We start from the raw sequence: 13,063 nt of genomic DNA, 5'->3' as shown, positions 1-13,063 counted from the left end.
GGCCGGGGTTCAGTCGCCCAGCGCGGGATAGTCGGTGTAGCCCCGGGCGCCGCCGCCGTAGAAGGTGGCGCGGTCGGGCGCGTTGAGCGGCGCGCCGCGCCGCAGGCGCGCCACCAGGTCGGGGTTGGCGAGGAAGGCCCGGCCGAATGACACGATGTCGGCCGCCCCCGAGGCCACGGCGGCCTCGGCCAGCGCCCGGTCGTAGCCGTTGTTCACCATCCACGCGCCCCGGCCGCCGGCCTGGCGGTACACGGCCTTGAGCGCGGCATAGTCGAAGGGGCGCTCGGGCAGCTCGCGCGGCCCGCCGGTGGCGCCCTCGATCACATGCACATAGGCCAGGTTCAGCGGCGCCAGGTGGTGCACCAGGTAGTCAAAGAGCTGCTGCGGGTCGGCGTCCACGATGTCGTTGGCCGGCGTGACCGGCGCGATGCGGATGCCGGTGCGGCCGCCGCCGATGTCCTCCACCACGGCGCGCGCCACTTCCAGCAACAGGCGCGCGCGGTTGCGGATGCTGCCGCCGTAGTCGTCCTGGCGGTGGTTGGCGCCGGTCTTGAGGAACTGGTCGAGCAGGTAGCCGTTGGCGGCGTGGATCTCGACGCCGTCGAAGCCACAGGCCAGGGCGTTGCGCGCGGCGTGGCGGTAGTCCTGCACGATGCCCGGCAGCTCGCTGGCGTCGAGCGCGCGCGGCTCGGAGGTTTCGGCATAGGTGGGCACGCCGTCGCGCACCAGCACGGTCTTGGCATGGGCGCGCAGCGCCGAGGGCGCCACGGGCGGCGCATGGCCGGGCTGCAGCGCGGTGTGCGAGATGCGGCCCACGTGCCAGAGCTGCGTCACGATGCAGCCGCCAGCCGCGTGCACGGCGTCGGTCACCTGTTTCCAGCCGTCCAGCTGCTCGGTGCTGTAGAGCCCGGGCACGTCGGCATAGCCCTGGCCCTGCGGGCTGATGGCCGTGCCTTCGCTGATGAGCAGGCCGGCGCCCGCGCGCTGGCGGTAGTACTCCACCATGAGCGCGTTCGGCAGCGCGCCCGGGGCGCGGTTGCGCGTGAGCGGCGCCATGGCGACGCGGTTGGCCAGGCGCAGCTCCCCGGCCTGGAGGGGGTCGAACAGGGACGGCATGGCGGTTCCTGGGCAGAGCGCGCAAGCGCGGTAGGGGCAGGGTACTGCCGGGATGCCTGCGCTGGCAATGCATGGCTTGCCCGCGCAGGCCGCGGTGGGCGTTGGGATTCGAGGTAAAAATAGGTTCTAGCCCTCATCCAATAAGCGTTATTAGCTATGAAATAAATAGCTTTTTCTTTGAGCGCGAAGGCCTGTGCGCGGCAGCCTTGCGGGGCCTTGGGCACAATGGCCCTGCATGCAGGAACGTCTTTCTTCCGGGGCGGTGACGCGCGCGCAGGCCCTGGGGCTGGCGCTGGCGTTGTCCATGGGCGCGGCGGTGTCGCTGGGCATCACGCGCTTTGCCTATGCACTGCTGTTGCCGCCGATGCGCGAGGACCTGGGCTGGTCGTACACGCTGGCCGGCGGCATGAACACCATCAACGCGCTGGGCTACCTGCTGGGCGCGCTGGCCACGCCGCTGCTGCTGCGCCGCCAGGCGCCGGGCACGCTGCTGCTGGGCGGCGCGGTGCTGGCGACGCTGTTCATGGGGCTGTGCGGCTTCTTCCTCGATGCGGCCCCGCTGCTGTTGCAGCGCCTGCTGGCGGGCGTGGCCAGCGCGCTGGTCTTCATCGCGGGCGGGCTCATGGCGGCGCGCCTGGGCGCGCTGGACGCGCCGCGCAGCGGGCTCTTGCTGGGGCTGTACTACGGCGGCACGGGCTGGGGCATCTGTCTGTCGGCGCTGCTGGTGCCGGCCGTGCTGGCCGCCGCGCCGGGGCCGCACGGCTGGACCTGGGCCTGGTGGGCGCTGGCGCTGGCCTGCGCCCTCGCCACGGCGGTGATGGTGTGGCCCGCGCGCGTGCTGCGCCGCCTGGATGCCACCCCGGCTGTGCCGCGCCCCGCTACGGCAGCGCAGACCTCGTCTGTGGGGCGGACCTTCCGTGCCCGCGACTTCGCGCCCGCGCTCGCGGGCTATGCCCTGTTCGGCGTGGGCTATATCGGCTACATGACCTTCGTGGTGGCGCTCTTGCGCGCGCAGGGCGTGGGCGGCGGCGCGGTGACGCTGTTCTATGCGCTGCTGGGGCTGGCGGTGGTGCTGTCCTCGCGCATCTGGGCCGGGTTGCTGGACCGCAGCCGGGGCGGGCAGGCTCTGGCGCGGCTCAACGCGTTGCTGGGCGTGGCCACGCTGCTGCCGGCGCTGAGCACGGCCTGGCCGGTGGCGCTGGCCTCGGGCCTGCTGTTCGGCGGGGTGTTCCTGTCGGTGGTGGCCTCGACCACGGCGCTGGTGCGCCACAACCTGCCGCCCGCGCAGTGGGCGGCGGGCATCAGCGCGTTCACCATCGTGTTCGCGGCCGGGCAGATCGTCGGGCCCACGGTGGTGGGCCTGATCGCCGACGGCCCGGGCGGGCTGGAGCGCGGCCTGGTGTTCTCGGCCTGCGCGCTGTGGCTGGGGGCGCTGCTGGCGTGGCGCCAGCGGGCCCTGGACTGAGCGCCATCCCATGCGGCGGACAAAAAAACCATTTTGTAACAATGGGAATACATTACACTGGCCGCAGACCTGATTGGGGTCAAGGGGAGGGACAAGATTTCGCCCTCTTTTTCACAGCCCACGGGAGCCTGCGATGAAATTTTTGGTGTTCACCACCCTGGCCTGCGCCACGCTGGCCCTGCCCGCCATGGCTGCCGACGAGGCGAGCTACCGCAAGGACATCGGTCCGCTGATCAAGGCCCAGTGCCTGGAGTGCCACGGGGACGATGCGCCCACGCTGGCCGAGTTCAAGCTGGACGAGGAAAAGTACAAGAAGGCCAAGCTGGGGCCCCGTCTGGACACTTACGAAAACCTGCTGCAGATCGTCGCCTTCCCTGACACGGGGGCGCTGCAGCGCCGGCTGGATGACGGCAGCAACACCCCGAACAAGAAGCCCGGCAACATGTACAAGTTCCTGGGCGAGACCGATGCCGAACGCGCCAAGAACCTGGCCTTGTTCAAGGCCTGGGTGGGTGAGGGCGCATGGAACCTGAACCGCTGGAAGGCCCGTGGCGATGTGCCTGCCATCACCAAGGAGCAGATGGACTACCTCAAGCTCAAGTACTGAGCTGGGCTGTCGATCAAAAAAGCCGCTGTGGTCCAGCGGCTTTTTTCATGGGCGCGCCCCTGACCGGGGCCACGGGCCTACTTGAGCAGGCCTTCGGCGCGCAGCGCGGCCTGTACGGCGGGGCGCTGCTCCATGCGCTGCTGGAAGGCCACGATGTTCGCGAAGCCCGACAGGTCCACGCCGACGAACTGGCCCCAGCGCGAGACGGTGTAGAGGTAGGCGTCGGCCACGCTGAAGCTGCCCAGCAGGTAGTCCTTGCCGGCGAGTTGCTGGTTCACCCAGGCGAAGCGGCCCATCAGGCGCTCGCGCAGCTGGGGCTTGTAGTCCTCGGGCGTGGTGGGCACGAACAGCGGGCTGTGGCCCTTGTGCAGCTCGGTGCCGATGAAGGTCAGCCACTCCTGCAGGCGGTAGCGCGCCATGGTGCCGTTGGCGGGGGCCAATTGCTTGGCGGGCACCTGGTCGGCGATGTACTGCACGATGGCCGGGCCTTCGCGCAGGCGCTCGCCGTTGTCCAGTTCCAGCAGGGGCACGTAGCCCAGCGGGTTGATGCCGTAATAGTCCGTGCCGTCCTGCAGCGTGTGCGTCTTGGTGCTGGCGAGCACGGCCTCGAAGGGCAGGCCCGATTCGTGCAGCACGATGTGCGGGGAGAGCGAGCAGGCGCCGGGGGAGTAGTAAAGCTTCATGGAACCGTCCTGGGTGGGTGGAAGGGAAGGCCACATCCTAGGCGCCTTGCGAAAGCCCTGCCGGAGGCGGGCTTCAGGTCTGCGGCTGGGTCAGGCGTTCGAGCCGCGCGAGGTAGTGCAAGGCATCGGCGCGCGTGGCGCCGCACATGTCCGCCGAGGGCTGGAGCCGTGCGCAGACTGTGGGGCGGTCGGGGTGGCCGAAGATGCGGCAGCGCTCGTCCTCGCCCAGCTGCACGCAGCGCACCCCGGCGGGCTTGCCCTGCGGCATGCCCGGGATGGGGGAGCTGATGGAGGGCGCGGTGCAGCAGGCCCCGCAGCCAGGGCGGCAGTTCATATGCTATTGATTTGGTAGCTGCTGACGCTTGATGGCTGTGCGTTGGGCGCCGATTTTTGCAAAATCAGCCGCCGTGCAGGCGCGCCGAGGCCCACAGCACCTGCTCGACCACGCCGCGCACGCGCGCGCGGTGCGCCTCCTGCACCAGGGCGCCGTGCTCGTCAAAGGCGCTGCCGGCCTGGCCCAGCGCGAAGGCATGGGGTGCAAGCCAGCATTCCAGGCCGATGAGCAGCGGCGCGAGGTGGCTCTGCGAGCGCAGGCCGCCCAGGGCGCCCGGGGAGGCGCTGAGCATGCCGACGACCTTGCCCCGGAAGGGCTTGATGCCGTCCTGCCAGGCGGGGTCGGACTTGATCGGGCTCGACGCCCAGTCGATGGTGTTCTTGAGCAGCGCGGTGTAGCTGCCGTTGTATTCGGGCGAGCAGACGATCCAGGCCGGATGGTCGAACATGGCCTGCTTGAGGCGCACCACGTCGGCCGGAGTGCCCTGGGCTTCGAGGTCGGCGTTGTAAAGCGGGATGTCGAGCTCGGACAGCTCCAGCAGGGTGACTTCGGCCCCGGCCTCGCGGGCCAGGCCGGCGGCCACCTGGGCCAGGCGGCGGTTGTAGGAATGCTGGCGGGTGCTGCCCGCGAAGACGAGAAGTTTGGACATGCGGGGATTGGAGCACAGGCCACCCGCAGGATTCCTGCGGCCGGGGCATAGGTACACGCGTTGGCGGGGTTTGTGGTGCTGGCTCTGGGGCCTTGGTAGGCGGCGGTCGGGCAAAGGTGGGACAATCCAGGGTTTCCCCGGGGCCCGGACACAGGGCGTTCGCGGGAGCGGTGTTTCACGTGGAACACTGCCTTGGATCATCGGGGTGCGCCGGCACGGCCCGCCCGGGAGCTTTCAGCATGTTGTACCCCCAGGAATTTGATGTCATCGTCGTCGGTGGCGGCCATGCCGGCACCGAGGCCGCGCTGGCGGCCGCGCGCATGGGCAGCCGCACCCTGCTGCTCACGCACAACATCGAGACGCTGGGGCAGATGAGCTGCAACCCCAGCATCGGCGGCATTGGCAAGGGCCACCTGGTGAAGGAGGTCGATGCCCTGGGCGGCGCCATGGCGCTGGCCACGGACGAGGGCGGCATCCAGTTCCGCACGCTCAACAGCAGCAAGGGCCCGGCCGTGCGCGCCACGCGCGCGCAGGCCGACCGCATCCTCTACAAGGCCGCGATCCGCCGCATGCTGGAGAACCAGCCCAACCTCTGGCTGTTCCAGCAGGCCGTGGACGACCTGATGGTGGAGGGCGACCGCGTGGTGGGCGCCGTCACGCAGGTGGGCATCCGCTTCCGCAGCCGCACCGTGGTGCTGACGGCCGGCACCTTCCTCGACGGCAAGATCCACGTCGGTCTGAACAACTACGCCGCCGGCCGCGCGGGCGACCCGCCGGCCGTGAGCCTGTCCAGCCGGCTCAAGGAACTGCAGTTGCCGCAAGGCCGCCTGAAGACCGGTACGCCGCCGCGCATCGACGGGCGCAGCATCGACTTCAGCCAGTGTGAGGAGCAGCCCGGCGATGGCATGCCCGGTGGCGTGAACGAGGGGGCAGTGCCGGTGTTCAGCTTCATGGGCAACGCGGCCATGCACCCGCGCCAGGTGCCGTGCTGGATCACGCACACCAACGAGCGCACGCACGAGATCATCCGCAGCGGCTTTGACCGCAGCCCGATGTTCACCGGCAAGATCGAGGGCGTGGGCCCGCGCTACTGCCCCAGCGTGGAGGACAAGATCAACCGCTTCGCCGACAAGGATAGCCACCAGATCTTCCTGGAGCCCGAAGGGCTGACCACGCACGAGTTCTACCCCAACGGCATCTCGACCAGCCTGCCGTTCGACATCCAGTACGACCTGGTGCGCTCTATGCGCGGCCTGGAGAACGCGCACATCCTGCGGCCGGGCTACGCCATCGAGTACGACTACTTCGACCCGCGCGCGCTCAAGAGCAGCTTCGAGACGCGCCAGATCCAGGGCCTGTTTTTCGCCGGCCAGATCAATGGCACCACAGGCTACGAAGAGGCGGCGGCCCAGGGCCTGTTCGCCGGCATCAACGCCACGCTGCAGTGCCGGGGCGAGGGCGCCTGGGTGCCCGCGCGCGACGAGGCCTACCTGGGTGTGCTGGTGGACGACCTCATCACCAAGGGTGTGACCGAGCCCTACCGCATGTTCACCAGCCGCGCCGAGTTCCGCCTGCAGCTGCGCGAGGACAACGCCGACATGCGCCTGACGGAAACCGGCCGCACGCTGGGTCTGGTGGACGACGCGCGCTGGGCAGCCTTCAGCCGCAAGCGCGACGCCGTGGCGCGCGAGACCGAGCGCCTCAAGGCCACCTGGGTGAACCCCCGCATCCTCGACGCCGCCGAGGCCGAGCGCGTGCTCGGCAAGGCCATCGAGCATGAATACAACCTGTTCGATCTGCTGCGCCGCCCGGACGTGGGCTACGAGAAACTCATGTCGCTCGATGGCGGCAAGTACGCCTCCAGCGATGTTTCACGTGAAACGCTGGGTGACCTCAGTGCCCCCGTGCTGGAGCAGGTGGAGATTGCGGCCAAGTATTCGGGCTACATCGACCGGCAGAAGGACGAGGTGCAGCGTGCCGCCCACTTCGAGAAGCTGCGCCTGCCCGAGGAGCTGGACTACCTGCAGGTCACCGCGCTGTCGATCGAGGTGCGGCAAAAGCTGCAGAAGCACCGGCCCGAAACGCTGGGCCAGGCCTCGCGCATCTCTGGCGTGACTCCGGCGGCGATCTCGCTGCTGATGGTGCACCTGAAGAAGGGTGGCTTCAAGGGCTTCGCCCGCGCGGACGACGGGGTGGCCGCATGAGCGATGTGTTGAGGGCGCAGCTGCGCGCGGGCGCCGAGGCGTTGGCGTTGGGGCTCGACGAGGCGCAGATTGCGCGCCTGATGGACTTCCTGGCGCTGCTGCAAAAGTGGAACAAGGTCTACAACCTGACAGCCGTGCGCGACCCGCAGGAGATGCTCACGCACCACCTGCTCGACAGCCTGGCGGCCGTGGCGCCGCTGCGCCGCCATGTGGCGCAGGCCGGGCTGCCTGGGCCGGTGCGCCTGCTCGACGTGGGCTCGGGCGGCGGCCTGCCGGGCGTGGTGTTTGCCATCTGCTGTCCGCAGGTGGATGTGAGCTGCGTGGACACCGTGGGCAAGAAGGCGGCCTTCATCCAGCAGGCCGCGGTGGCGCTCAAGCTGCCCAACCTGCACGGCATCCACGCGCGGGTGGAAACGCTCACCACGCCGTTCGACGTAGTGAGCTGCCGCGCCTTTGCCTCGCTGCCGGACTTCACCACCTGGTCGCGCAGCGCGCTGGCGCCCCACGGCGTCTGGCTGGCCATGAAGGGCAAGCGCCCGGAAGATGAACTCGCCGCGCTGCCCTCCGACGTGGCGGTGTTTCACGTGGAACAACTGCAGGTGCCCGGACTCGATGCCGAGCGCTGCATCGTCTGGATGCGGCCTGCGACGGGCGCCGATGGTGCCGGGCAGGGTGGGGCGCTCGCGTAAACTCAGGCCCTTGGCGGTCCTGCGCGGGGCCGCCCCCTTCCCTGGAGAAGCTCATGTTCGGCATTGCGGATTACGGCGCCTTCGTGGCTGCCATCGTGTTGTTCCTCGCCATTCCCGGGCCGGGCAATCTGGCGCTCATCACGTCCACCAGCAAGGGCGGCGTTCGCGGCGGGCTGGCGGCCACGCTGGGCGTGATCGCCGGCGACCAGGTGCTGATGTGGCTGGCCGTGGCCGGCGTGGCCGCGCTGCTGTCGGCCTACCCGGCGGCCTTCCACGCCGTGCAGTGGCTGGGCGCCGCCTACCTGGCCTGGCTGGGCTTCAAGATGCTCACCGCCAAGCCTGGCGCCGCGCCGGTGCTGAACATCGAGCCGCGCCACTATTTCAAGCAGGCCGGGCTCATCACCCTGCTCAACCCCAAGGCCATCGTGTTCTACATGGCTTTCTTTCCGCTGTTCGTCGATCCGGTGCAGCACCAGGGCCTGCTCACCTTCGGCGTGATGGCCGCGACCATTGCCGCGCTCACCTTCGCCTACGGCTTCATCGTCGTCATGCTGACGCACCGCCTGGCCGAGCGCATGCGCGCCAACCCCCGCATCACGCGCGTGCTGGAAAAGATCGCGGGCGTTTTTCTCATCGGGTTCGGCATCAAGCTGGCCGTCTCCAAGTAAAGCGAACACCCCATGGCGAAAATCTTTTGCGTGGCCAACCAGAAGGGCGGCGTCGGCAAGACGACCACCACCGTCAACCTCGCTGCCGGCCTGGCCAAGATCGGCCAGCGCGTGCTGATGGTGGACCTCGACCCCCAGGGCAATGCCACCATGGGCTCCGGCGTGGACAAGCGCGGGCTGGAGCTGTCGGTGTACGACGTGCTGCTCGAAGCGGCCTCCATCAAGGAAGCGGCGGTGCTGTCCGACAAATGCGGCTACTGGGTGCTGGGCGCCAACCGCGAGCTGGCCGGCGCCGAGGTCGAGCTGGTGGAGCTGGAGCGCCGTGAAAAGCGCCTCAAGGCCGCGCTCGCCCAGGCCGATGGTGACTTCGACTTCGTGCTCATCGACTGCCCGCCAAGCTTGAGCATGCTCACGCTCAACGGCCTGTGCGCGGCGCATGGCGTCATCGTGCCCATGCAGTGCGAGTACTTCGCGCTCGAAGGGCTTACCGACCTCGTCAACACCATCAAGCAGGTGCACGCCAACCTCAACGCCGATCTGCAGATCATCGGCCTACTGCGCGTGATGTTCGACCCGCGCATCACGCTGCAGCAGCAGGTGAGCGACCAGCTCAAGGACCACTTCGGCGACAAGGTGTTCCACACCGTGATCCCGCGCAACGTGCGCCTGGCCGAGGCGCCCAGCTACGGCCTGCCCGGCGTGGTGTTCGACCCTACGGCCAAGGGCAGCCAGGCCTTCGTCGAATTCGCCCAGGAGATGGTGGACCGCGTGCAACGCATGCCAGCGGGCACGAAACCTGAAGCAAAAATGGCCGCTGGCGCTTGACCAGCAAGCGCTACAAGCTATAAAAACAATAGCAATGAAGCCCTCCCATATCCTGCTGCTGCCCGGCTGGCAGAACTCGGGGCCGGAGCACTGGCAGAGCCGCTGGGAGCAGCTGCACGGCGACCAGCGCGTGGAGCAGCACGACTGGATGCGCCCGCTGCGTGGCGACTGGACGGCGCGGCTCGAAGAGGTCGTGGTCGATGCCGACGGCCCCGTGGTGCTCGTGGCGCACAGCCTGGGCTGCATCCTCACCGCGTGGTGGGCCGCGCATTCGCAGAACGCCGCCAAGGTGCGCGGCGCTCTGCTGGTGGCGCCGGGCGACGTGGAGCAGCCCGAGGTGGCCGGCTACCTGCCCGGCTGGGCGCCCATCGCGCGCCGGCATCTGCCGTTTCCCGCCGTGCTCGTGGGCAGCCGCGACGATCCGTATTGCCGCTTCGAGCGTGCCCAGGCCCTGGCCGCCGACTGGGGCGCGCGCTTCGTCGACCTCGGCGCGCGCGGCCATATCAACGCCGAATCCGGCCTGGGCGACTGGCCCGAGGGCCGGGAACTGCTGCAAACAATTTTGTTTGAGGAGATGTGATGGCAGGTCAACGGACCGTGGTGAAGCTGGAAACCGAAGAGCCAACCTTGCGGCTCGCTGTGCTGATTGATGCCGACAACGCGCAAGCGGCGGTGATTGAAGGGCTATTGGCAGAGATTGCGCGGTATGGTGAAGCGGCCGTGAGGCGCATCTATGGAGACTTCACCTCTCCCTCCAGCGCGTCTTGGAAAAAGGTGCTTAACCAGCACTCAATAAAACCCGTTCAACAGTTTGCATACACCACGGGGAAAAATGCAACTGATAGCACGATGATCATCGATGCAATGGATTTGCTTTACACGCGCAAATTTGATGGTTTCTGTTTGGTCACCAGCGATAGTGATTTCACGGGACTTGCGGTGCGCCTAAGAGAAGAGGGGCTCAATGTTTTCGGATTTGGCGAACAAAAGACGCCAGAACCCTTCCGAAATGCCTGCCACAAGTTTGTCTTTACTGAAATTTTTAGGCCAACTGCTTCCTCTTCAATAACGGAAGTGCTGCCAGAATCGCAGCCCAAGCGCGTCGTTGATGCACCGTCGTCTGTTTCTGTACCTGTTATCGCGCCTAGCGAGGGTGCAGCCCAAGTCTTTCCTCGCGAGTTTGTAATGCAGGCGTTGGAAAGCTCGGTGGACGATTCAGGCTGGGCGCATCTGGGTACTTTTGGTAGCTATTTGACCAAGTTGCAGCCAGATTTTGATTCCCGCCACTACGGTTTTAAGAAGCTGTCTGATCTAGTCCGAGCCAAAACGGATCTGTTTTTGACAGAAGAGCGCTCTGCAATAGGGTCGCAGCAAAAAGTGCTCTATTTACGGGCGGTTCAATCTAACTCGGCAGGATAGCCAAGGAATATATGGTCACCAAGAAACCCAAGGGCCTCGGCCGTGGACTCGAAGCCCTGCTCGGCCCCAAGGTGGCCGAAGCCGTGGAGCAGGCCCAGGCGGCCGAGCCCGGCGTGCCCAGCACCCTGCGCCTGGACGAGATGGTGCCCGGCATGTACCAGCCGCGCACGCGCATGGACGAGGGCGCGCTCTACGAGCTGGCCGAATCCATCAAGGCCCAGGGCATCATGCAGCCCATCCTGGTGCGCCGTCTGGCCGAAGGCGAGCACGCGGGCAAGTACGAAATCATCGCCGGCGAGCGGCGCTTCCGCGCGGCGCGGCTGGCGGGGCTGGAGAGCGTGCCGGTGCTGGTGCGCGACGTGCCCAACGAGGCGGCCGCCGCCATGGCGCTGATCGAGAACATCCAGCGCGAAGACCTCAACCCGCTGGAAGAAGCGCAGGGCCTGCAGCGCCTGGTGCGCGAGTTCGGCCTCACGCACGAGCAGGCCGCGCAGGCCGTGGGCCGCTCGCGCAGCGCGGCCAGCAACCTGCTGCGCCTGTTGAACCTGGCCGAGCCGGTGCAGACCATGCTCATGGCCGGCGACATCGACATGGGCCACGCGCGCGCGCTGCTCGCGCTCGACCGCGCGGCGCAGATCACCGCGGGCAACCAGATCGCGGCCAAGACGCTCTCGGTGCGCGAGGCCGAGGCCCTGGTCAAGAAGATCGGCGCTGAGTTCAGCCTGGTGCCGCAAAAGCCCAAGAAGGAAAAGTCCCGCGACATCAAGCGCGTGGAAGAAGAGCTGTCCGACCTGCTCATGGCCGAGGTGGAGGTGCGCGTGAAGAAGCGCGTCAAGCGCGGCGGCCGCGTGGAGGACATGGGCGAGCTGGCGATTCAGTTCGGCTCGCTCGATGCGCTCAACGGCCTGATCGAGCGCCTGCGCGGCCACTGAACGTCCGTGGCGCGTCGGCCACGCCGCGTGGCGGCCGCGCGTGACATTGCGCACGCCCGGTACGGCGGCGTGCAGCATTCCGGGTGAAAAAATGTCGGCGCAGGCCTACACTGCGCTGATACCTGCCTGGGCAGGCCCGCTCAGGGCATGCCGCGCAGGTGCTTTTTTTCGCACCGGAGCCGCCCATGACCCCTTTCATCCGCCCCACCGTGCTGGCCACCAGCCTGTGCCTGCTCGGCCTGGCCGCCAGCGCGCAGACCGCCAAGGCCCCCAAGACCCAGTTGTGGATCGACCTGTCCACCGGCAGCATGGCCGGCATGCCCGAGATGGACATGCCCATGGGCGGTGGCCTCATGGGCATGGTGGGCGGTGGGCGCCCGGGCATGGGCAGCAACACCCACTATGGCATGGCGCGCACCATGGGCATCATGCCGCCGCGCGTGATCGACATCGCCCTGCACAACAGCCTGCGTCCGGGCGTGGAAGCCAGCCAGGCCATCCCTCCGGGCATGCGCATGGGCGAGAGCCTGCCGCTGCTGCCACCCAAGGCCCAGCCCACGTCGCCGTCCGAGCCTGGCGAGGTGCCCCAGGAATACCAGCAGCACAAGCCCAAGGGCCGCATCCTGGTCTACTGGGGTTGCGGCAGCGAGGTGCGTGCCGGCCAGCCGCGCGTGATTGACCTGGCGCGCGCCAAGCCCACCGACTTCGCGGCGGCTTTCGCCGGCCGTGCCGTGCCCGACCGGGGCGCGCGCGTCGGCCCTTCGCACGCGCTGTACCCGAACGAGCGCAACCAGGTGCAGCTCGCGCGGGATAGCTCGCTCGTGGGCGAACACCAGGTGCGGGGCGAGGGCGTGCCGGCCTCGATGAAGTTCACGCTGGGCAGCGCGCAGGACCTCATGCCCGCCATCGACCTGCGCACCACCGGCCAGCCGCAGGACAGCATGGGCACGCAGTGGCAACCGGTGCGCAATGCGCGCGCCTACTACCTGCACGCGATGTCGCAGAACGGCGACGACATGGTGATGTGGTCCAGCGCCGAGACGCCCGATACCGGCATGGGCCTGTTCGACTACCTGCCCAATGCCACCATCGACCGCTGGCTGAAAGAGCGCGTGCTGCTGCCCGCCGAGGCCACGCAGTGCGCCATTCCCAAGGGCATCTTCGCCGCGGGCGCGGGCCGCGAGTCCACCCCCATGCTGCGCATGGTGGCCTACGGCGGCGAGAGCCACATCGTGCACCCGCCGCGCCCGGCCGACCCCAAGGCGCCGTGGGAGCCCGAATGGTCCGTGCGCGTGCGCGTGAAGGCGCACACCATGGCCATGCTGGGCGAGGAGCAGGGCGGCGGCGCGATGCGTGGTGGCATGCAGGGCGCGGGCCGCAACGATATGCCGGAACCGGCCGAACGCGAGGAGGGCGGCACGGCCCAGCCGGTAAACCCCATCAACGTCCTGCGAGGCATCTTCGGTCGCTGA

The 13,063-nt window shown here is 68.2% G+C and carries 14 protein-coding genes; 10 read left to right on the top strand and 4 right to left on the bottom strand.

What is annotated here, in order from left to right:
- Positions 1 to 9: 9 nt before the first annotated feature.
- Entirely contained in the window at positions 10 to 1,116 is a 1,107-nt protein-coding gene (locus D8S75_RS01145; RefSeq protein ID WP_119964091.1) for an alkene reductase, read from the bottom strand.
- A 235-nt stretch (positions 1,117 to 1,351) separates the two neighbouring features.
- Between D8S75_RS01145 and D8S75_RS01140 the strand changes: the two genes are divergently transcribed.
- Positions 1,352 to 2,581 (top strand): YbfB/YjiJ family MFS transporter, encoded by a 1,230-nt coding sequence (locus D8S75_RS01140; RefSeq protein ID WP_119964090.1) that lies wholly within the window; start codon positions 1,352 to 1,354, stop codon positions 2,579 to 2,581.
- 133 nt (positions 2,582 to 2,714) lie between these two features.
- Positions 2,715 to 3,188: a cytochrome C gene (locus tag D8S75_RS01135; RefSeq protein WP_119964089.1), complete on the top strand. Its 474-nt coding sequence runs from the start codon at positions 2,715 to 2,717 to the stop codon at positions 3,186 to 3,188.
- 77 nt (positions 3,189 to 3,265) lie between these two features.
- Here the strand turns inward: D8S75_RS01135 and gstA are convergent, their stop codons facing one another.
- The 3 genes from gstA to D8S75_RS01120 all read right to left on the bottom strand — a co-directional run bounded on the left by gstA (position 3,266) and on the right by D8S75_RS01120 (position 4,854).
- Positions 3,266 to 3,871 carry a glutathione transferase GstA gene (gstA, locus tag D8S75_RS01130; RefSeq protein WP_119964088.1) on the bottom strand — a complete coding sequence of 202 codons (606 nt, stop codon included), beginning with the start codon at positions 3,869 to 3,871 and terminating at the stop codon, positions 3,266 to 3,268.
- A 73-nt stretch (positions 3,872 to 3,944) separates the two neighbouring features.
- Positions 3,945 to 4,205, bottom strand: coding sequence for a YkgJ family cysteine cluster protein (locus D8S75_RS01125; protein WP_119964087.1), 261 nt, complete (start codon positions 4,203 to 4,205; stop codon positions 3,945 to 3,947).
- Between the two features lie 64 nt (positions 4,206 to 4,269).
- Positions 4,270 to 4,854 carry an NADPH-dependent FMN reductase gene (locus D8S75_RS01120; protein WP_119964086.1) on the bottom strand — a complete coding sequence of 195 codons (585 nt, stop codon included), beginning with the start codon at positions 4,852 to 4,854 and terminating at the stop codon, positions 4,270 to 4,272.
- 239 nt (positions 4,855 to 5,093) lie between these two features.
- Between D8S75_RS01120 and mnmG the strand changes: the two genes are divergently transcribed.
- The 8 genes from mnmG (at position 5,094) to D8S75_RS01080 (ending at position 13,063) form a co-directional block, all read left to right on the top strand.
- Complete coding sequence (mnmG, locus tag D8S75_RS01115; RefSeq protein WP_119964085.1) at positions 5,094 to 7,058, top strand: tRNA uridine-5-carboxymethylaminomethyl(34) synthesis enzyme MnmG; 1,965 nt, start codon at positions 5,094 to 5,096, stop codon at positions 7,056 to 7,058.
- The gene (rsmG, locus tag D8S75_RS01110; RefSeq protein ID WP_119964084.1) at positions 7,055 to 7,747 is read left to right on the top strand and encodes a 16S rRNA (guanine(527)-N(7))-methyltransferase RsmG; all 693 of its coding nucleotides are present in this window, start codon (positions 7,055 to 7,057) and stop codon (positions 7,745 to 7,747) included. Before mnmG ends, rsmG begins: the two co-directional genes overlap by 4 nt.
- A 53-nt stretch (positions 7,748 to 7,800) precedes the next feature.
- Positions 7,801 to 8,415 (top strand): LysE family transporter, encoded by a 615-nt coding sequence (locus D8S75_RS01105; protein ID WP_119964083.1) that lies wholly within the window; start codon positions 7,801 to 7,803, stop codon positions 8,413 to 8,415.
- Between the two features lie 12 nt (positions 8,416 to 8,427).
- A complete protein-coding gene (locus D8S75_RS01100) occupies positions 8,428 to 9,240 on the top strand; it encodes a ParA family protein (protein WP_119964082.1) in 813 nt (270 codons plus the stop codon).
- A gap of 34 nt (positions 9,241 to 9,274) precedes the next feature.
- Positions 9,275 to 9,820 (top strand): RBBP9/YdeN family alpha/beta hydrolase, encoded by a 546-nt coding sequence (locus D8S75_RS01095; RefSeq protein ID WP_119964081.1) that lies wholly within the window; start codon positions 9,275 to 9,277, stop codon positions 9,818 to 9,820.
- Positions 9,820 to 10,659: an NYN domain-containing protein gene (locus D8S75_RS01090; protein ID WP_119964080.1), complete on the top strand. Its 840-nt coding sequence runs from the start codon at positions 9,820 to 9,822 to the stop codon at positions 10,657 to 10,659. Before D8S75_RS01095 ends, D8S75_RS01090 begins: the two co-directional genes overlap by 1 nt.
- An 11-nt stretch (positions 10,660 to 10,670) precedes the next feature.
- Entirely contained in the window at positions 10,671 to 11,591 is a 921-nt protein-coding gene (locus tag D8S75_RS01085) for a ParB/RepB/Spo0J family partition protein (protein ID WP_119964079.1), read from the top strand.
- Between the two features lie 185 nt (positions 11,592 to 11,776).
- Entirely contained in the window at positions 11,777 to 13,063 is a 1,287-nt protein-coding gene (locus D8S75_RS01080) for a hypothetical protein (protein ID WP_232828814.1), read from the top strand.

This window comes from Simplicispira lacusdiani (genome assembly GCF_003604195.1).
GTDB lineage: Bacteria > Pseudomonadota > Gammaproteobacteria > Burkholderiales > Burkholderiaceae_C > Simplicispira > Simplicispira lacusdiani.
This window is presented reverse-complemented; position numbering and strand designations above follow the sequence as displayed.